The organism is Cupriavidus sp. LA-1, assembly GCF_055385985.1.
This window is the reverse complement of the sequence record NZ_AP031387.1, coordinates 219,615-238,227: the sequence shown is the minus strand read 5'-3', so window position 1 is coordinate 238,227 and position 18,613 is coordinate 219,615. Positions and strand designations below refer to the sequence as shown.

The 18,613-nt window shown below is 68.5% G+C and carries 15 protein-coding genes; 5 read left to right on the top strand and 10 right to left on the bottom strand.

Annotated elements, in window-relative coordinates; translation table 11 throughout:
• Positions 1-57: 57 nt before the first annotated feature.
• The 8 genes from mraY to coq7 form a co-directional block, all read right to left on the bottom strand.
• Entirely contained in the window at positions 58-1,227 is a 1,170-nt protein-coding gene (gene mraY, locus ACZ5MJ_RS01215) for a phospho-N-acetylmuramoyl-pentapeptide-transferase (RefSeq protein WP_432258318.1), read from the bottom strand.
• 13 nt (positions 1,228-1,240) lie between these two features.
• On the bottom strand, positions 1,241-2,641 hold the full coding sequence (locus tag ACZ5MJ_RS01210) for a UDP-N-acetylmuramoyl-tripeptide--D-alanyl-D-alanine ligase (RefSeq protein WP_464221758.1): 1,401 nt from the start codon (positions 2,639-2,641) through the stop codon (positions 1,241-1,243).
• A complete protein-coding gene (locus ACZ5MJ_RS01205) occupies positions 2,638-4,200 on the bottom strand; it encodes a UDP-N-acetylmuramoyl-L-alanyl-D-glutamate--2,6-diaminopimelate ligase (RefSeq protein WP_464221756.1) in 1,563 nt (520 codons plus the stop codon). The genes ACZ5MJ_RS01210 and ACZ5MJ_RS01205 overlap by 4 nt, the downstream gene beginning before the upstream one ends.
• Before the next feature lie 10 nt (positions 4,201-4,210).
• The gene (locus tag ACZ5MJ_RS01200; protein ID WP_464221754.1) at positions 4,211-6,016 is read right to left on the bottom strand and encodes a peptidoglycan D,D-transpeptidase FtsI family protein; all 1,806 of its coding nucleotides are present in this window, start codon (positions 6,014-6,016) and stop codon (positions 4,211-4,213) included.
• A complete protein-coding gene (gene ftsL, locus ACZ5MJ_RS01195) occupies positions 6,013-6,330 on the bottom strand; it encodes a cell division protein FtsL (protein ID WP_432258321.1) in 318 nt (105 codons plus the stop codon). The genes ACZ5MJ_RS01200 and ftsL overlap by 4 nt, the downstream gene beginning before the upstream one ends.
• On the bottom strand, positions 6,327-7,325 hold the full coding sequence (gene rsmH / locus ACZ5MJ_RS01190) for a 16S rRNA (cytosine(1402)-N(4))-methyltransferase RsmH (RefSeq protein WP_464221752.1): 999 nt from the start codon (positions 7,323-7,325) through the stop codon (positions 6,327-6,329). The genes ftsL and rsmH overlap by 4 nt, the downstream gene beginning before the upstream one ends.
• Positions 7,326-7,332: 7 nt before the next feature.
• Positions 7,333-7,761 (bottom strand): division/cell wall cluster transcriptional repressor MraZ, encoded by a 429-nt coding sequence (gene mraZ, locus ACZ5MJ_RS01185; RefSeq protein WP_432258323.1) that lies wholly within the window; start codon positions 7,759-7,761, stop codon positions 7,333-7,335.
• A 425-nt stretch (positions 7,762-8,186) separates the two neighbouring features.
• Positions 8,187-8,810: a 2-polyprenyl-3-methyl-6-methoxy-1,4-benzoquinone monooxygenase gene (gene coq7, locus ACZ5MJ_RS01180; protein WP_464221750.1), complete on the bottom strand. Its 624-nt coding sequence runs from the start codon at positions 8,808-8,810 to the stop codon at positions 8,187-8,189.
• 336 nt (positions 8,811-9,146) lie between these two features.
• On the opposite strand from coq7, the gene ACZ5MJ_RS01175 reads away from it, so the two are divergent.
• The 4 genes from ACZ5MJ_RS01175 (at position 9,147) to ACZ5MJ_RS01160 (ending at position 12,492) form a co-directional block, all read left to right on the top strand.
• Positions 9,147-10,250 carry a porin gene (locus ACZ5MJ_RS01175; RefSeq protein ID WP_464221749.1) on the top strand — a complete coding sequence of 368 codons (1,104 nt, stop codon included), beginning with the start codon at positions 9,147-9,149 and terminating at the stop codon, positions 10,248-10,250.
• A 163-nt stretch (positions 10,251-10,413) separates the two neighbouring features.
• Entirely contained in the window at positions 10,414-11,415 is a 1,002-nt protein-coding gene (locus tag ACZ5MJ_RS01170) for a Bug family tripartite tricarboxylate transporter substrate binding protein (RefSeq protein WP_464221748.1), read from the top strand.
• Positions 11,416-11,545: 130 nt separating this feature from the next.
• Complete coding sequence (locus tag ACZ5MJ_RS01165; RefSeq protein ID WP_464221746.1) at positions 11,546-12,049, top strand: MarR family winged helix-turn-helix transcriptional regulator; 504 nt, start codon at positions 11,546-11,548, stop codon at positions 12,047-12,049.
• On the top strand, positions 12,046-12,492 hold the full coding sequence (locus ACZ5MJ_RS01160; RefSeq protein WP_464221744.1) for a hypothetical protein: 447 nt from the start codon (positions 12,046-12,048) through the stop codon (positions 12,490-12,492). Before ACZ5MJ_RS01165 ends, ACZ5MJ_RS01160 begins: the two co-directional genes overlap by 4 nt.
• A gap of 81 nt (positions 12,493-12,573) precedes the next feature.
• On the opposite strand, the gene ACZ5MJ_RS01155 is transcribed toward ACZ5MJ_RS01160, so the two are convergent.
• Positions 12,574-14,256, bottom strand: a complete 1,683-nt coding sequence (locus ACZ5MJ_RS01155; protein WP_464221743.1) for a long-chain-fatty-acid--CoA ligase — start codon at positions 14,254-14,256, stop codon at positions 12,574-12,576.
• A 198-nt stretch (positions 14,257-14,454) separates the two neighbouring features.
• Entirely contained in the window at positions 14,455-15,117 is a 663-nt protein-coding gene (locus ACZ5MJ_RS01150) for a TetR/AcrR family transcriptional regulator (RefSeq protein ID WP_464221741.1), read from the bottom strand.
• A gap of 168 nt (positions 15,118-15,285) precedes the next feature.
• Here ACZ5MJ_RS01150 and ACZ5MJ_RS01145 point away from each other — a divergent pair, with 168 nt between their 5' ends.
• On the top strand, positions 15,286-18,603 hold the full coding sequence (locus ACZ5MJ_RS01145) for an acetyl-CoA carboxylase family protein (protein WP_464221740.1): 3,318 nt from the start codon (positions 15,286-15,288) through the stop codon (positions 18,601-18,603).
• Positions 18,604-18,613: the final 10 nt, after the last annotated feature.

The following is an 18,613-nucleotide window of genomic DNA, read 5'->3' as shown; positions in this document are numbered from 1 at the left end:
CCTTTGGTTTCCTGTATCTATAGAGAGAGCGCCGTCAGTCCCTGACCTGCGCCGCCATTAACGCAACTTCAGCGTCGACAACCCGATCAGCACCAGCAGCATGGTGATGATCCAGAAGCGCACCGTGACCTGGGTTTCCTTCCAGCCGCCCAGTTCGAAATGGTGATGCAGCGGCGCCATCCGGAACAGCCGCCTGCCTTCGCCATAACGGCGCTTGGTGATCTTGAACCACGTCACCTGCAGCATCACCGACAGCGTTTCCACCACGAAGATGCCGCCCATCACGAACAGCACGATCTCCTGGCGCACGATCACCGCCACCGTGCCCAGCGCGCCGCCCAGCGCCAGCGCGCCGACGTCGCCCATGAATACCTGCGCCGGGTGCGCGTTGAACCACAGGAACGCGAGCCCCGCCCCGGCCAGCGCCGAGCAGAAGATCAGCAGCTCGCCCGCGCCCGGGATATGCGGAAACAGCAGGTACTTGCTGTAGACCGCGCTGCCCATCACATACGCAAACACACCCAGGCCGCTGCCGACCAGCACCACCGGCATGATCACCAGGCCGTCCAGGCCGTCGGTCAGGTTGACGGCATTGCTCGAGCCCACGATCACCAGGTAGGTCAGCACGATGAAGCCGGCCACGCCCAGCGGGTAGCTGATCTCCTTGAAGAAAGGCACGATCAGGTTGGACTTGTAGGGCATGTCCAGCGACAGCCCGCCCTCGACCCAGCTCAGGAACAGGTCCCACACCCTCACGTTGCTGCTTTCCGACACCGAGAACGCCAGGTAGACCGCGGCCACCAGGCCGATCAGCGTCTGCCAGAAGAACTTCTCGCGGCTCGACATGCCGCGCGGATCGCGATACACCACCTTGCGGTAGTCGTCGACCCAGCCGATGGCGCCGTAGCCGAAGGTGACCAGCATCACCACCCAGATAAACCGGTTGCCCCAGTCGCACCACAGCAGCGTCGACACCGCGATCGAAACCAGCACCAGCACGCCGCCCATGGTCGGCGTGCCGGACTTGACCAGGTGCGTCTGCGGGCCGATGGTGCGCACCGCCTGGCCGACCTTCAGCTCGGTCAGCTTGCGGATCACCCACGGACCAAACGCCAGCCCGATCAGCAGCGCGGTGAGGTTGGCCATCACCGCGCGGAAAGTCAGGTAGTTGACGACCCGGAGGAAGCTGTAGTCGTTTTGCAGCCACTGGGCCAGAGCCAATAACATCGTGTTGTCTTATTTAGTGGGCGGAAGTGTCTGCGACCAGCGCCGCGACCATCCGTTCCATGCGCATGAAGCGCGATCCCTTCACCAGCACGGCGCCCGCTTGCGCCACCATGCCCCTGCTGTCTTCCTCCAGTGCCGTCACCAGGTCTTCCGCGGTGCCGAAATGCCGGGCGCCGGCACCGAATGCCTGCACCGCATGCACGGCCAGTTCGCCGGTCGCCCACAGCGTGCCGACGCCGCGCGCCTTCGCGTAGGCACCGATCTCTTCGTGGAATGCCGGACCCTGGTCGCCGACTTCGCCCATGTCGCCCAGCACCAGCACGCGCGGCGCGGCAAAGCCGGCCAGCACGTCGATGGCGGCGCGCATGGAGTCGGGGTTGGCGTTATAGGTGTCGTCGATGACTACCGTCCCACCCGTCGTGTACTTGACCTGCAGCCGGCCCTTGACCGCACTGAATCCGGCCAGGCCCGACTGGATCGCGGGCACGTGCACACCCGCGGCCAGCGCGCAGGCGATGGCGGCCAGCGCGTTGCGCACGTTGTGCTCGCCCAGCAGCGCCAGGCGTACGTCGAAGGCATGGCCAGGCGCGCGCACCTGCATCACCTGGGCGCCGTCGACCAGCGTCACGGTGGCGTGCACATCGGCGCGCTGCGAGGTACCGAACGACAGCGCGCGGCGTGCGCCCGCGGCCTCGCGCCACACCGGCGCGTGAGCGCCGCCGCTTTCCGCGTCGAACGGGTACACCGCTACGCCGCCGGCCGGCAGCGCCGCGATCGCGGCGGCATGCTCGTGCGCCACGGCTTCCACGCTGACCATGAATTCCTGGTGCTCGCGCTGCGCGTTGGTGATCACCGCCACGGTGGGCTGGGCGATGCCGGCCAGGTAGACGGTCTCGCCCGGATGGTTCATGCCAAGCTCAAGCACCGCCAGCTTGTGCGTGGCGCGCAGGCGCAACACCGTCAGCGGCAGGCCGATATCGTTGTTCAGGTTGCCGCCGGTGGCCAGGCGCTGGTCCTCGCCCACCGCCGCGGCAAAGATGGCCGCGATCATTTCCTTGACCGTGGTCTTGCCGTTGCTGCCGGTCACCGCCACCGCCGGCAGGGTGAACTGGCGGCGCCAGCCTGCGCCCAGCTCGCCCAGCGCAAGGCGCGTATCCGGCGCGACGATGGCCGGCACGCCGGCATCGACCTCACGGCTGACCAGCACCGCGGCGGCGCCGCGCGCCACCACGTCGGCGATAAAGTCGTGCGCGTCGAAGCGCTCGCCCTTGAGGGCGACGAACAGGTCGCCGGGCCCGACGCTGCGGCTGTCGGTATGCACGCGCGCAAACTGCACGGCGCCGTCGCCGCGAACGCGCGCGCCGGCGATCCAGCCGGCGGCTTGCTGCAAGGTAGTCATTGGGGTCTGGCTCATGCCGATACTCCGCGTGTGGCCAGTGCCAGGCGTACGTGTTCGCGATCGGAGAACGGGCGCTTGCGGCCCTGGATCTCCTGGGTGGCCTCATGGCCCTTGCCCGCCACCAGCACCACGTCGGCCGCGGCCGCGTGCCTGACGGCATAGAGGATGGCGGCGGCGCGGTCTTCGATCTGGCGCCCGCGCGCGCGCTCGGCCATGCCGTCGGCAATGGCTTCCAGGATCTCCTGCGGGTCTTCGCTGCGCGGGTTGTCGCTGGTCAGGATGACCTCGTCAGCCAGGCGCTCGGCCACCGCGCCCATCAGCGGACGCTTGATCGGGTCGCGGTCGCCGCCGCAGCCGAACACGCACCACAGGCGGCCGTTGCGCGCCTGCGCCACCGGGCGCAGCGCGGCCAGGGTCTGTTCCAGCGCGTCGGGCGTATGGGCGTAGTCGACCACGGCCAGCGGCGCATCCGGGCCGCCGCCGGCGCCGAACAGCTCCATGCGTCCTTCCACCGGCGTCAGCGCGCGCAGCGCGGCAATGGCCGCGTCCCACGGCACGCCATTGGCCAGCGCCGCGCCCAGCACTGCCAGCAGGTTGCTGACGTTGAAGGCGCCGATCATCGGCGTGGCCATTTCGGCGCTGCCGAAGCTGCCGTCGATATGGAAGGCGGTGCCGGTGGGCGTGGCGCGCACGTCGGTCGCGCGCAGCCACTCGCCGCGCGGGCCGCGCACCATGGCCGCGCCCGGGCCGTCGATGCCGTATTCGATCACGTGCGGCGCGGCGATGGCGGCGGCATCGGCCGCCAGCAGGCGCCGGCCCATGGCGTCGTCGCGGTTGATGACGGCCGTGCGCAAGCCGTCCCAGCGGAACAGGCGGCTCTTGGCGGCCTCGTACTCGGCCATCGAGCCGTGGTAGTCGAGGTGGTCCTGGGTCAGGTTGGTCAGCACCGCCACCGAGAAATGCGTGCCGGCCACGCGCTCCTGCTCCAGGCCGTGCGAGGACACTTCCATCGCCACCGCGCGTGCGCCGGCGTCATGCAGCGCGGCCAGGCTGGCCTGCAGCTGCACCGCGTCGGGCGTGGTGAAGCCGGTGGCCTGCAGCGCGCCCGGGAAGCCGGTGCCCAGCGTGCCGATGGCCGCGCAGGGCGTGCCGGCGGCCTGCAGCACCCGCGCCAGCCACTGGCTGCACGAGGTCTTGCCGTTGGTGCCGGTGATGCCGGTCACGGCCAGGCCGCGCACCGGGTTGCCATGCCAGCCGGCGGCGATCGGGCCGGCCAGCTGGTGCAGGTGGCTCACGGCCAGGTGCGGCACGACGTCGCCGAAGGGCCAGTCGAAGCCGTCGGCCTCGTAGACCACGGCACCGGCGCCGGCGGCGATCGCCTGGGCGATATAGGGGCGGCCGTCGGTCGCCAGGCGCGCGTTGCCGAGCACGTAGGCAAAGAACACATCGCCGGGCGCCAGGCGCCGGGTGTCGCCGGTGAGCTGTGCTGCGGCGGCCACGTTGGTACGCAGCCAGGCCAGCGCGTTGCTGGCCTGGGCGGTGACCTCGAGGGGGAGCAGGGGCTTGGCCGTCATCGGGTCGATCTCATTGGGTCGAACTCCACGGTTCGCTTTCCTGCACCTTGTCGCTGACCACCAGCTGGCGGATCGGCGAATCGGGCTGGACATTCAGTGCGCGCAGCGTGCCGCCGGTAATGGCCGCGAACGCCGGGCCGGCCACCAGGCCGCCGTAGTGGCTGCCGGCGGTGGGCTCGTCCACGCTGACCGCCACGATGACGCGCGGGTTCGACATCGGCGCCAGGCCGATGAACGAGGCGCGGTACTTGCTGCGGTTGTAGCCGCGGCCTTCATGCTTGTAGGCGGTACCGGTCTTGCCGCCGACGCGGTAGCCCATCACCTGCGCCTCGGGGGCGGTGCCGCCGGGCGCGGTCACGGTCTCGAGCATGGCGCGCACATCGCGCGCCACCTGCGGCGACAGGATGCGTTCGCCGGTGACCGGACCGCTGGTGCGGAACATCGACACCGGGATCAGCTCGCCGTCGTGCGCAAAGATGGTGTAGGCATGCGCCATCTGGAACAGCGAGACCGACAGGCCGTAGCCATATGACATCGTGGCCTGCTCGATCGGCCGCCAGCTCTTGAACGGGCGCACGCGGCCGGCCACGGCGCCGGGGAAGCCGATCTTGGGCGCCTGGCCGAGGCCGACGCTGGTGAACATGTCCCACATCTCCTGCGGCTTCATCATCATCGCGATCTTGGTCGTGCCGATGTTGCTCGACTTCTGGATCACGCCGCTCACGGTCAGGGCCCCGTAGTTATGGGTATCGCTGATGGTCGCGCCTTCGAAGTTGTACTTGCCGGAGGTGGTGACCACCGTGGACGGCGTCACGCGCTTGAGCTGCAGCGCCAGGCCGATGGTGATCGGCTTCATCATCGAGCCCGGCTCGAAGGTGTCGGTCAGCACGCGGTTGCGCAGCTGCTCGCCGGACAGCCGGCTGCGGTCGTTGGGGTTGTAGGTGGGCCAGTTGGCCAGCGCCAGCACCTCGCCGGTCTGGGCGTCCAGCACCACCGCGCTGGCGGCCTTGGCCTTGTGGCGCTCGACCACGGCCTTGAGCTCGTTGTAGGCCAGGTACTGGATCTTGGCGTCGATCGACAGCTGGATGTCCTGGCCGTCGCGCGGCGTCTTCAGCACGCCCACGTCCTCGACCACGCGGCCCAGCCGGTCCTTGATCACCTGGCGCGCGCCGGCACGGCCGGCCAGGCCGGGCTCGCGCGCCAGCTCCACGCCTTCCTGGCCGCGGTCTTCCACGTTGGTGAAGCCGACGATATGCGCCATCGCCTCCCCTTCCGGGTAGAAGCGCTTGTATTCGCGGGTCTGGTGGATGCCTTCGATCTTCAGCGCGGCAATCTTGTCGGCGACATCGGGCAGCACCTGGCGCTTCAGGTAGACAAAGCCCTTGTCCTCGGACAGCTTTTTGCCCAGGTCTTTCTCCGACATGCCGAGCAGCTTGGCCAGCTGGCGGATCTTGGCGGCGTCGACCTGGTTGGGCACGTCTTCGGGCACCGCCCAGATCGCCTTGACCGGCAGGCTGGTGGCCAGCACCAGGCCGTTGCGGTCCAGGATCTTGCCGCGCGTGGCGGGCAGCTCCAGCGTGCGCTGGAAGCGCTTCTTGCCCTCGGCCTCGTAGAACTGGTTGCCCGGGCCCTGGATCCAGGCCGCGCGCACGGCGAGCGCGACGAAGGCCGCGAACATCATGAACACCACCAGCTTGGAGCGCCACATCGGCAGGCGCAGGCCCAGCACCGGGCTGGCCGAGAACTGGCCGCTGCGCGGGCGCGAGGCGGTGCCGTTGCGGTCGCGGCGGGGCGGGTTGGGACGGGCCATGCTCATCGGCGCGCCTCCGCGGCACTGGCCGGCGCCGCCTCGGCGGGCGGCGGCAGCACGATGCCGGACAGGTATTGGGTCTTGCCGGGGTTGACCGGCGCCATCTTCAGCTGCGCGCGCGCCGTATCGGCGATGCGCGCGCTCTTGCCCAGCGCGCTCTGCTGGTACTGCAGGCGCGACCAGTCGATATCGAGCTGCTTCTCTTCAGACTGGGCCCGCTCCAGCGCCACGAACAGCGTGCGCGCCTGGTGCTGCGCGCTCACCAGCGACAGCGCGCACAGGATCAGCGCGGCGAGCAGGAAGAAGGTCAGGCGGTTCATGCGCGCGCACCTCCGCCGGCAGGCGCCGCGGGCGCCAGCTTCTCGGCCACGCGCATCACGGCCGAGCGCGCGCGCGGGTTGGCGGCCACCTCGTCGGCGCCGGGCTTGTAGCGGCCGAGCAGGCGCAGCGTCGGTTGCGGCAGGTCGGCCGCGCGCAGCGGCGCGCGGCGCAGCGCCGGGTCGGCATCCTGCTGGGGACGGGCGTGCGCCGCCATGAACCGCTTGACGATGCGGTCCTCCAGCGAGTGGAAGCTGATCACCACCAGGCGCCCTCCGACCTGCAGCAGTTCATACGCCGCCTTCAGCCCTCTTTCGAGGTCCTCAAGCTCTTGATTGACGTGAATCCGTAGAGCCTGAAAGGTGCGGGTCGCAGGGTCCTGACCCTTCTCGCGTGTTTTGACGGCTTTCGCCACGAGCGCGGCAAGGTCGGCAGTAGTGGCGATGGGTCCGCCATCGCCGGGTTCGCGCCGGCGAGCAACAATCGCCTTTGCAATCTGTACAGCAAACCGTTCTTCCCCATAGTCTCGTATCACCCTGGCAATGTCCTGCTCATCCGCCTGCGCCAGCCACTGGGCGGCGGTGATGCCGCGCGTGGTGTCCATGCGCATGTCCAGCGGGCCCTCGAAACGAAAGGAAAACCCCCTCGCCGCCTCATCGATCTGGGGCGAGCTGATCCCCAGGTCGAGCAGCACGCCAGCCACATGGCCGCGCCCGGAAAGGCGTTCGGCCATGGCCGCAAAGCTCGCGTGCTCAATGGAGAAGCGGGCATCCTTGATGGCGCCCGCTTCTGCGATTGCTGCTGGGTCCTTGTCGAATGCAACCAGGGCCCCGTCTGGCCCCAGCCGGGCCAGCACCGCCCGGCTGTGCCCTCCCCTGCCGAAGGTGCCGTCGACGTAGATCCCGTCCGGCCGCCAGACCAGAGCCTCGACGGCCTCGTCCAGCAGCACGGTGCGATGGTGCAGGGCGGGGGTTGCCGGTGTTCCGGTAGGACTCATGACCTCTTCAGAAAGAGAAATTCTTCAATGCTTCGGGCATGCCCTGCGCCATCGCCTGCTGTTCCTTGGCGGCGTATGTCGCGGCATCCCACACTTCGAAATGGCTGCCCATGCCGAGCAGCATGACTTCTTTGTCGAGCATGGCGGCACTGCGCAGCTCCGGTGCGATCAGCACCCGGCCCGCGCCGTCCATTTCCACGTCGGCGGCGTTGCCCAGGAAGATGCGCTTCCACCAGTGCGCATCCATCGGCAGCGCTGCAATGCGCGTGCGGAAGTTTTCCCACTCGGGCCGGGGAAACAGCAGCAGGCAGCCATCCGGGTGCTTGGTCAGCGTCACCCGGCCCTCGGCCTGCTGTTGCAGCGCCTCGCGATGCCGGGACGGAACAGACATCCGCCCCTTGGCATCCAGCGAGAGTGCCGACGCTCCCTGAAACAAGCTCGCTCCCGGTCCCTGCCGGCCAGTTGCCGGCCGGCATGCGCTTGAATCCTTCTGTTCCGACTATGACGAGATCATCCCACGGTCGGGGCCCAATTTCACACAAAAATACACTTCCTCACACTATTTCCCACTTTAGAGGAAGCGATATGGGCGGTCAAGGCTGCAAGCAGGGCAGCAAACGAGATTTTTTGAATCAGAACAATGACTTAGCGCGCACACTTCACGCACCGAAAAAGTGAATCCTTAATGAAATGAAGATCTTAGGGAGGAAAGCAGAGAAACCACCTGAGAACCACTTGCGGGGGAACTGCCGGCGGCGCGGAAAAGACCTGTCCCGTCGCGCCGAGAAAGGATACAACAATTGCCCGCCAGCCCCGCTGAATCCAGGGCCTGGCGGCGGGCACGCTGGCTTCAGGCCCGCATCAGATGCGATAAGCGGCGGTGGTCATCACGCGCGACGCGCCGCGCATCAGCGCCCGCACCGGCGCGGGCAACGGCATCCCGCCGGCCGCGCGCGCGGCGTCGCCGTGGCGGATCTCGTCGTCGCGCATCTGCTCGAGGATGGCGCGCGAGCGGCCGTCGGCCTCGGGCAGGCGGTCCAGGTGCCCGCCCAGATGGTGCTCGACCTGGTGCTCGGTCTCGGCGACGAAGCCCAGGCTGACGCGATCGCCGGCGCGGCCGGCGACCCAGCCGATGGCAAAGGCGCCGGCATACCACAGCGGATTGAGCAGGCTCGGACGCGACCCCAGCTCGCGCAGGCGCTCGGCGCACCAGGCCAGGTGGTCCTCCTCTTCGCGCGCGGCGGCATCCATCTGCGCGCGCACGGCGCCATTGCGCGCGGTCAGCTTCTGCGCCTGGTACAGGGCCTGCGCGCAGACCTCGCCGACATGGTTGATGCGCATCAGGCCGGCCACATGGCGGCGTTCGTCGGCGCTCATCTGTTCGGTGTCCGGCGCCAGCCGGTCAGCCGGGTTGGCGCGCGCCGAGCGCGTGGCGCCGGCGATGGCGCGCAATGCCACGTCGAATTCTTTGATCAGGGTGTCCATGTCGCAGAGGCGGTTGGTCTTGGTTCCCGGCAGTCCCTGCCATGGTGGGGTGCGCAGCGGTGGCGCGGCACACGATGGGGCCATCGGGATTACCCGCATTGTAGCTTGCCTCTAATCGGCGCCAGCCCGCATCGCGCCTTGGATTGATACGCCTGGCTACACAGAAACCCTGAGTTGCTAAAACCAGACAAGGGGGTTGAGCCCGGCTGGTGAATGAAAAGTTGTTTGTTACAGTACTTCGCAACTTCCAAGGAAGTTTGACGCGCGGGGGATGGAGACCAACAGGAGGTTCTCCCGGGCAGTCACCAATAATTCTTACAGTGGAGATCAACGAGCATGAAGAAATCGCTTCTGGCGCTGGCAGCGCTTGGCACGTTTGCTGGGGCGGCGCAGGCCCAATCGAGCGTCACGCTTTACGGCGTGGTGGATGCCAACGTCGAATTTGCCACGAATCTGGTCAATCCCAGCGGCGGCTCCGACCACCGCTTTGCCCTGAACGGCGGAGGCCTGTCCGGCTCGCGCTGGGGCCTGCGCGGTGTGGAAGACCTGGGCAGTGGCCTGAGCGCAGTTTTCGTGCTGGAAAGCGGTTTCGGCGTGGACGATGGCAAGTCGCAGCAAGGCGGCCGCTTGTTTGGCCGTCAGGCATTCGTCGGCGTGAAGAGCAACACTGCCGGCCAGGTCACCTTGGGGCGCCAGTACACCACGATGTTCGATGCACTGGCCAACTTCTCGCCAGCCGGCTATGCAACCCTGTATGAACCGACGGTAGCCCTGCTCGGCACGGACTTCCGCTCGGATAACACGGTCAAGTACAGCGGTGTGTTCGGCCCGGTGACCGTGGGAGCTCATTGGTCCTTCGGCAACGGCGCGCCCGGCAGCGGCGAAGTACCGGGCCAGTTCCGCCGCGACACCGGCTTTGGTGCCGCAGCAACGTACGCGGCTGGCCCGTTCGGCGCCACCGTCGCCTATGACCAATCCAACCCGAGTGTCACCAGTGGCGCCGCCTTCCTCGGCACCGGCACCGTCAAGAAGGCTGCTGTCGCCGGCAGCTACGCCTTCGGCCCGGCCAAGGTCATGGCAGGCTATCGCTGGGGCCAGGCCAAGGATCAGGCCGAGCGGACCGTGGTTCGTGACGATATGTTCTGGGCCGGTGCAAACTACCAGGTCACCGGGGCCTTCGGCCTGACGCTGGACTACTTCTACCAGGCCTTCAAGTCTTCGACCGTGAGCACGCTCAAGCCGAGTGGCAATCCCTGGCAGGTCATGCTCATCGCCGACTACAACCTGTCCAAGCGTACCGACGTATACCTGACCACGGCCTACGCCAAGCATGCCGGCCTGGGCATCGACACGGCGTCTATCAACTTCGCCAACGGCTACAAGCCGGGCGGGGACAAGGGCATGTTCGGCGCTGCCGTGGGTATCCGCCACAAGTTCTAAGCGCATCCCGCTCGAACTGGCAAGGCACCTTCGGGTGCCTTTTTTCGTTGGCACGGCCGACTCACGGCCATAGGGCATCACCTCATCGGCGCCCTTGCAAGCGGCAACTAGAATGCACTGGCCAGCCCGACCGGGCCGCCCGGACCCAACCAGGAGACGTTGCATGCCATCCAATCGCCGGCGCGCCATCGCGCTGTTGCTGTCCGGCAGTTTCGCCGTGCTCGTCAGCCAGGCCGTGCTGGCAGCCGATCCGTACCCGAGCAAACCGATCCGGCTGGTGGTGCCCTTCGCCGCCGGCGGCACCACCGACATCCTGGCCCGTGCCGTGGCTGCCGAACTGGCCAGGCTGCCGGGCTGGAACGTGGTGGTCGACAACAAACCCGGCGCCGGCGGCAATATCGGCGCCGACATCGTCGCCAAGGCCGCGCCCGACGGATACACGCTGCTGATGGGCACCGTCGGCACCCATGGCATCAACCAGTCGCTGTACGGCAAGCTGCCGTTCGACCCGATCAAGGACTTCGCGCCGATCACCGAGGTGGCGGCCGTGCCCAACGTGCTGGTGCTCAACCCGGCGTTCGCGCAGCAGAACAAGATCGATAGCGTCAAGGACCTGATCGCCTATGCGCGCGCCAATCCCGGCAAGCTCAACATGGCCTCCAGCGGCAACGGCACCTCGATCCACCTGGCCGGCGAACTGTTCAAGACGCAGACCCGGACCTTCATGGTCCACTTCCCGTACAAGGGCAGCGGCCCGGCGCTGACGGACCTGGCGGGGGGCACCATGCAGGTGATGTTCGACAACCTGCCTTCGTCGATGGCGCTGATCAGGAGCGGCAAGCTCAAGGCGCTGGCCGTCACCAGCGCCAGGCCGTCGCCGGCACTGCCCGGGGTGCCGACTGTCGCCCAGGCAGCGGGCCTGCCGCAGTACGAAGCCAGCTCCTGGTTCGGCATGCTGGCGCCGGCCGGCACGCCGCCGGACATCGTTCACCGCATCCAGCAGGAAGTGGCCAAGGCCCTGGGCGCCCCGGCCGTGCGCGAGCGCCTGCAGGCGCAGGGCGCCGAGCCCGTCGGCAGCACGCCGGAGCAGTTCGCCGCGTTCATCCGCGCCGAGACCGCCAAGTGGGCCAGGGTAGTCAAGGATTCGGGCGCCAAGGTCGATTGACGACGATTTGATCGCCGGCAGGGCGGCGGCGCGCATCGCGCATATACTTGAGGCATCAAATGTCTGCCGCCCGCAGCGCGGGTGGCCCCTGGCGGCTGTTGCCGCACACCTGCGCAGCGATGCACTGAAGATGCCAAACCCGTCCCCTGCCGCCGGCGCCGAGAGCCCGCCGGTCGATCTCGAAACCCGTGCCGATCACACCGGGCACGAGGCCCTGCGCCTGTGGCTGCGGCTCCTGACCTGTACCAACCTGATCGAGGGCGATATCCGCTCGCGGCTGCGCCAGGACTTTGCCTGTACCCTGCCCCGCTTCGACCTGATGGCGCAACTCGACCGGCACCCGGAAGGCCTGAAGATGGGCGAGCTGTCGCGCCGCATGATGGTGACCGGCGGCAACGTCACCGGCATCACCGACCAGCTGCAGCAAGAAGGCCTGGTCTCGCGCGAGGCCCTGCCCACCGACCGCCGCGCCTACCTGATCCGCCTGACCCCGGCCGGGCGCGCGGCGTTCTCGCGCATGGCGCGCGCGCATGAGGACTGGATCGAGCAACTGCTCTCGGGCCTGGCCGAGACCGACCGGCGCGCCCTGTTCCGACTGCTGGGCCGGCTCAAGACCAGCCTGATCTCGCCATGAAACCGCTTGCCATCCTCACCCTGTGCGGCCTGCTGCCGGTGCTGGCGGCCTGCAGCAGCACGCCGCGGCCGCCGCAGGTCACGCCGGTGAACGCCACCATCAAGCTCGGCCGCGTCACCGAAAAGACCTTCCTGACCCGACTGGACGTCGCCCAGGTGCCTCCCTACTATGGCGGCGGCACCAGCGTCGGCGTGGGCGCCGCGGGCGGCAGTGGCGGCGGCGGCGTGGGCGTGGGCTTTGCCTTCGACCTGAGCCAGCTGTTCAACAAACCCGCGCCGGTGCAGCAGGTCGACCTGTTCCAGTACAAGGTACGGACCCTGGACGGCGCGACCGTGTCGGCCAACGCGCCGGCGGCGCCGGGTCTGGAGCCTGGCGCATGCGTGCGGGTGATCTACCCCGACGGCAGCCAGGAAGCCCGCCTGGCGCCATCGAACGAGTGCTGAGCCGCCGCGGCGCGGCCTGAAAGCACAACGGCCTCCGCGCAGGAGGCCGTTGTCGTTTGCGGCGACCGCCGCCTGGGCCGCTCAGGCAGCCTGGCGGCTGTCGCGCAGTTCGCGGCGCAGGATCTTGCCGACGTTGGTCTTGGGCAGCTCCGTGCGGAACTCGACGTACTTGGGCCGCTTGTAGCCGGTCAGCCGCTCCTTGCAGAACTCGATCACATCGGCCTCGGTCAGCGCCGGATCCTTCCTGACCACGAACAGCTTGACCACCTCGCCCGAGTGCGTGTCCGGCACGCCCACGGCCGCGACTTCGAGCACGCCCGGGCACTCTGCGACCACGCCTTCGACTTCGTTCGGGTACACGTTGAAGCCCGATACCAGGATCATGTCCTTCTTGCGGTCGACGATCTTGGTGTAGCCGCGCTCGTCCATCACGCCGATGTCACCGGTCTTGAAGAAGCCGTCCGGGGCCATGACCTTGGCGGTCTCGTCCGGGCGGTTCCAGTAGCCGGCCATCACCTGCGGGCCGCGGATGCAGATCTCGCCCGGCTGGCCGAGCGGCACGTCGTTGCCGTCGTCGTCGCGGATCACCACTTCGGTCGAAGGCAGCGGCATGCCGATGGTGCCCGAGAACGCATTGGTATCGGTCGGGTTGCAGGTGGCCGAGGGCGAGGTCTCGGACAGGCCGTAGCCTTCGATGATCGGGCAGCCGGTCTTGGCCAGCCACTGCCTGGCCACCGCCTCCTGCACCGCCATGCCGCCCCCGTTGGCCACCCGCAGGCCGGAGAAATCGACCTTGCTGATTTCCGGGTTGTTGAGCAGCGCGTTGTACAGCGTATTGACGGCCGGGAACATGTTGAACTTGTACTTCTGCAGTTCCTTGATGAAGCCCGGGATGTCGCGCGGGTTCGGGATCAGCACGCTGGTGCCGCCGCTGCGCATGCCCAGCAGGCAGCAGACCGTCAGCGCAAAGATGTGGTACAGCGGCAGCGCGGTGATGGTGATCGGCTGGTCGATATGCGCGCCCTTGTTCAGCGCCGGCTGCATCCACGCCTCGGACTGCAGCACGTTGGCCACGATATTACGGTGCAGCAGCACCGCGCCCTTGGAAACGCCGGTGGTGCCGCCCGTGTACTGCAGGAAGGCGACGTCGTCCGGGCCGGTGGTGACGGGCTGCAGCGTCAACCTGCGGCCTTCGGCCAGCACGCTGTTGAAGCGCACGCAGTTGGGCAGCTCCCACGCGGGCACCATCTTCTTGACGTTGCGCACCACGAAATTGACGATCGCGCCCTTCAGCCCGCCCAACAAATCGCCCATGCTGGCCACCACCACGTGCTTGACCGGGGTCCTGGCCAGCACCTGCTGCAGCGTGGTGGCAAAGTTCTCCAGGATCACGATGGCCTCGGCGCCGCTGTCCTTGAGCTGGTGCTCGAGCTCGCGCGGGGTGTAGAGCGGGTTGACGTTGACCACCACGAAGCCCGCGCGCAGCACCGCTGCCAGCACCACCGGGTACTGCAGCACGTTCGGCATCATGATCGCCACGCGTGCGCCGGGGCGCAGCCCGCGCGACTGCAGCCATGCGGCAAAGTGTGCCGAGAGCTGGTCCAGTTCGCCGTAGGTGATGGCCTTGTCCATGCAGATGAAGGCCTTGCGGTCGGCATAGGTGCGGAAAGACGCTTCGAGCAGCGCGGCAAGCGAGCGGAACTGGCTGGCATCGATCTCGGCAGGGACGCCGGCCGGGTAGTGTTTCAGCCAAATTCTTTCCATAGCACCGTCTCCTGAATTTCTGAATGGTCGTTCGATTTTTCCGAGATGCTAAACGTGCGCCCCGGTTAAAACAACAACTTAGACGAAGTCCTCGGGGCCATCGGTGCTGACCGATGGCCCCTGGCGGGCATTATGCGCCACCGGTCGGCCGTAAGCAGCGGGATAACCCCTAGTACAGCGGCAGGTACGATTACCCGCTCACCCGCCGCTGGGCAGCACCAGCTTCATCATGTTGGCGGCGAGCTCCTGTGCCAGCGTCTCAGGGTCCATGCGGCCCGGCTCATGCCAGGTGTACAGGAAGCCCACCACGCTGCCGATCGCATGCGCGGTCACGCGCGCGTCGCCGAAGGCAAACACGCCGTCGCGCTTGCCCTCTTCCAGCAACGCATAGAGATCACGGTAGAAGTCGCGCGCCATGCTGTCGAGCCACGCAACGGTGTCGGGGCGCAGGTACTGGTTGTCGCGAAAGCTCAGCGTGGCCGGCACATGGCAGGCCACGCAGCGCCGCGCCATCTCGAGCAGGCAGGCCTGCAGGCGCGCGCGCACCGGCAGCGCCGGGTCGGCGGTCTCGCGGATCACGGGCAGGCAGGTCTGGGCCGACTCGCGGCACAGGATGTCGAAGATCTCGTACTTGTCAGTAAAGTAGTAGTAGACCGCCGGCTTGGTCACGCCCAGCGCACGGCACAGATCGTTCATGGTCATGCCGGGGTAGCCCTTGCTGTAGAAGAGCTGCGCCGCGGTATCGAGGATCTGGCGGCGCCGGGCCTCCTGGCGCTCGGCGATATGCGGGCGGGCCGGTTGCGGCTCGGGTGGTGCGCTCGACGGCGGGTTCAGCGGTGCGGATCTGTGTGCAATCGACATGATGCAATTCTCGCATGACGGGATCGGTATGCCAGCCCGGTCGAGTCCTTGGCCGATTGACGCGAATGCCCGATCCCCCTACGATCCTACCCAGCGGTAAATAAATATACCATTGGGTACATACCCGCGCTGCCCCGGTGCAACGCACGCCATCAACCATCCCGCATCATGACGTCCCACAAGCTCCTGATCGCCAATCGCGGCGAAATCGCCATCCGGGTCGCGCGTGCCGCCGCGGCCATGGGCATCCCCAGCGTGGCGCTGTACAGCGACGACGACCGCGACGCGCTGCACGTGCGCAAGGCCGACGCGGCCGTGGCGCTGCCCGGCACCGGTCCGCGCGCCTACCTCGACATTGCCGCCGTGGTCGACGCCGCGCGGCGCGCGGGCTGCGGCATGGTGCATCCCGGCTACGGCTTCCTGTCCGAGAACGCAGACTTCGCGCAGGCCTGCCTGGACGCCGGACTGGTCTTCGCCGGCCCCGCGCCCGACGTGCTGCGCCTGTTCGGCGACAAGGCCCGCGCCCGCGCGCTGGCGCGCGAGCATGGCGTGCCGGTCGTGCCCGGCACCGCCGGCCCGACCACGCTGGAACAGGCGCGGGCCTTCTTCGGCAACCTGGGCGGACCGGCGGGCATGATGATCAAGGCGCTCGCCGGCGGCGGCGGGCGCGGCATGCGCGCGGTCCATCGCGCGGAGGAAATCGACGAGGCCTATGTCCGCTGCGTCTCCGAAGCGACCGCCGCGTTCGGCAACGGCGCGATCTACGTCGAGCGTATCGTCAGCGCGCCGCGCCATATCGAGATACAGGTAGTCGCCGACGCCGAGGGCCGCGTGCTGACGCTGGGCGAGCGCGAATGCAGCCTGCAGCGCCGCCATCAGAAGCTGGTCGAGATCGCGCCCAGCCCGGCGCTGGATGACGCACTGCGCGCAAGGCTGGCCGATGCCGCCGCAACGCTGGCGCGCGCCGCCGCCTATCGCGGCATCGGCACCTTCGAGTTCCTGGTGGAGGATGGCGGCAATGTCGGCGACGGCGGCCCATCGTTCTGGTTCATGGAGGCCAACCCGCGCCTGCAGGTCGAGCACACGGTGACCGAGATGGTCACCGGCGTCGACCTCGTGCAAACCCAGCTGGCGATTGCCGCCGGCGCGCGCCTGGCCGACCTGGGCCTGGAGCGGGCGCCCGCGCCGCGCGGCATCGCGGTGCAGCTGCGCATCAATGCCGAGCACCTCGACGCGCAGGGCCAGCTGCGCCCGGCCAGCGGCACGCTGACGGCGTTCGAGCCGCCCAGCGGGCCAGGCGTGCGCGTGGACAGCGCGGGCTTTGCCGGCATGACGGCGAATCCGCGCTTTGATTCGCTGCTGGCCAAGCTGATCGTGCACGAACCCGGCGGCAACTATGCGCGCGCACTGGCAATCGCCTATCGCGCGCTGTGCGAATTCCGCATCGAAGGCATCGACACCAACCGCGGCTTGCTGCAGGATCTGCTGCAGCTGGACGACGTGCGCCGCAATGCCGTGCACACGCAGTACCTGGACCAGGCGCTGGCCGCACTGGCCGGCGCCGAAGCCGACCACCCGGTGCTGCACGCGCCGCCCGCCCTCGCCGGCGGCGCACCGGCCACTGAGGACAATGCGCTGGCCGATATCCCCGATGACGCCATCGCCGTGCCCGCGCCCATGGACGGCGCGCTTGCCGCCATCCACGTGCGCGAAGGCGACACCGTCAGGCGCGGCCAGCCGCTGGCGATCATCGAAGCGATGAAGATGGAGCACCCGCTGGAGGCGCCCGCCGCCGGCACGGTGCTGCGCGTGCTGGCCGCCGCTGGGGCCACGCTGCGCGCCGGCGCGGCAGTGATCGTGCTGGCGCCCGGCGACGATGCCGGCCATGCCGCCGAAGCTGCCGCCGCGGCCGACCTCGACCATGTGCGCGCCGACCTGCGCGCGACGCTGGAGCGCCACGCTTTCGGCCACGACGCCGCGCGTGCCCAGGCCGTGGCCAGGCGTCACGCCCAAGGCGGCCGCACCGCGCGCGAGAACATCGCCCAGCTGTGCGACGACGATTCCTTTATCGAATACGGCGCGCTTGCCATTGCCGCGCAACGGCAGCGGCGCAGCGTCGAGGACCTGATCAGCGCCACGCCCGCCGACGGCATCGTCACCGGCATCGGCACCGTCAACGCCGCGCGCTTCCCCGATGCCGACACGCGCTGCATGGTGCTGGCCTACGACTACACCGTGCTGGCCGGCACGCAGGGCTTCTACGGGCACAAGAAGCTGGACCGCATGCTGGCGCTGGCGCGCCAGTGGCAGGTGCCGGTGGTGCTGTTTGCCGAGGGCGGCGGCGGTCGCCCGGGCGATACCGACATGCCGGTGGTGGCCGGGCTCGATTGCACCTCGTTCATCCAGTTCGCGCGGCTCTCGGGCCAGGTGCCGCTGGTCGGCATCGTCTCGGGCCGCTGCTTTGCCGGCAATGCGGCGCTGCTGGGCTGCGCCGACGTCATCATCGCCACGCGCAGCGCCACCATCGGCATGGGCGGGCCGGCCATGATCGAAGGCGGCGGGCTGGGCGTGTTCGCGCCGGAGGAAGTGGGGCCCGTCAGCGTGCAGGGACCCAATGGCGTGATCGACGTGCTGGTCGATGACGAAGACGCCGCGGTCGATGCCGCGCAGCGCTACCTGTCCTACTTCCAGGGCGACGTGCGCGACTGGCAGGCCGAAGACCCGCGCCACCTGCGCCACGCCATCCCCGAGAACCGCCTGCGCAGCTACGACATGCGCGCGGTGATCGCCGCCATGGCGGACAGCGGCTCGGTGCTGGAGCTGCGCGCGGCGTTCGGCACCGGCATCATCACCGCGCTGATCCGCATCGAAGGCCGTGCCTTCGGCTGCATCGCCAACAACCCGCGCCATCTGGGCGGCGCCATCGACAGCGCCGCCGCCGACAAGGCCGCGCGCTTCATGCAGCTGTGCGACGCGCACGGGCTGCCGATCGTGTCGCTGTGCGACACCCCGGGCTTCATGGTCGGGCCGCAGGCGGAGAAGACCGCCACGGTGCGGCATGTGTCGCGCCTCTTTGTCACCGCCGGCGCGCTGCGCGTGCCGTTCTTTACCGTGGTGCTGCGCAAGGGCTACGGGCTGGGCGCGCAGGCCATGGCCGGCGGCAGCTTTGCCGCGCCCTTCTTCACCGCGGCCTGGCCCAGCGGCGAGTTCGGCGCGATGGGCATCGAAGGCTCGATCCGGCTGGGCTTCCGCAAGGAGCTGGAGGCCGTGGCCGACCCCGACGAGCGCGAAGCGCTGTTCGCGCGCATGGTCGATGGCGCCTACCAGCGCGGCCGCGCGCTCAACATGGCCAGCCACCTGGAGATCGACGCCGTGATCGACCCGGCCGACACCCGCCGCTGGCTGCTGCGCGGGCTGGCCTCGGTGCCGCCCGGCAGCTTCGGCCGGCAGGCCGGCTCACCGCGGCGTTTCATCGATACCTGGTAAGCCGCGCGCG

What these genes read in the sequence shown, in the direction of transcription:
- ACZ5MJ_RS01155 (WP_464221743.1), bottom strand. Translation starts at nt 14,256, where the DNA reads ATGGAAAGAATTTGGCTGAAACACTACCCGGCCGGCGTCCCTGCCGAG.
- ACZ5MJ_RS01145 (WP_464221740.1), top strand. Translation starts at nt 15,286, where the DNA reads ATGACGTCCCACAAGCTCCTGATCGCCAATCGCGGCGAAATCGCCATC.
- ACZ5MJ_RS01200 (WP_464221754.1), bottom strand. Translation starts at nt 6,016, where the DNA reads ATGAGCATGGCCCGTCCCAACCCGCCCCGCCGCGACCGCAACGGCACC.
- ACZ5MJ_RS01170 (WP_464221748.1), top strand. Translation starts at nt 10,414, where the DNA reads ATGCCATCCAATCGCCGGCGCGCCATCGCGCTGTTGCTGTCCGGCAGT.
- ACZ5MJ_RS01210 (WP_464221758.1), bottom strand. Translation starts at nt 2,641, where the DNA reads ATGAGCCAGACCCCAATGACTACCTTGCAGCAAGCCGCCGGCTGGATC.
- ACZ5MJ_RS01160 (WP_464221744.1), top strand. Translation starts at nt 12,046, where the DNA reads ATGAAACCGCTTGCCATCCTCACCCTGTGCGGCCTGCTGCCGGTGCTG.
- mraY (WP_432258318.1), bottom strand. Translation starts at nt 1,227, where the DNA reads ATGTTATTGGCTCTGGCCCAGTGGCTGCAAAACGACTACAGCTTCCTC.
- ACZ5MJ_RS01205 (WP_464221756.1), bottom strand. Translation starts at nt 4,200, where the DNA reads ATGACGGCCAAGCCCCTGCTCCCCCTCGAGGTCACCGCCCAGGCCAGC.
- coq7 (WP_464221750.1), bottom strand. Translation starts at nt 8,810, where the DNA reads ATGGACACCCTGATCAAAGAATTCGACGTGGCATTGCGCGCCATCGCC.
- ACZ5MJ_RS01150 (WP_464221741.1), bottom strand. Translation starts at nt 15,117, where the DNA reads ATGTCGATTGCACACAGATCCGCACCGCTGAACCCGCCGTCGAGCGCA.
- rsmH (WP_464221752.1), bottom strand. Translation starts at nt 7,325, where the DNA reads ATGAGTCCTACCGGAACACCGGCAACCCCCGCCCTGCACCATCGCACC.
- ACZ5MJ_RS01175 (WP_464221749.1), top strand. Translation starts at nt 9,147, where the DNA reads ATGAAGAAATCGCTTCTGGCGCTGGCAGCGCTTGGCACGTTTGCTGGG.
- ftsL (WP_432258321.1), bottom strand. Translation starts at nt 6,330, where the DNA reads ATGAACCGCCTGACCTTCTTCCTGCTCGCCGCGCTGATCCTGTGCGCG.
- ACZ5MJ_RS01165 (WP_464221746.1), top strand. Translation starts at nt 11,546, where the DNA reads ATGCCAAACCCGTCCCCTGCCGCCGGCGCCGAGAGCCCGCCGGTCGAT.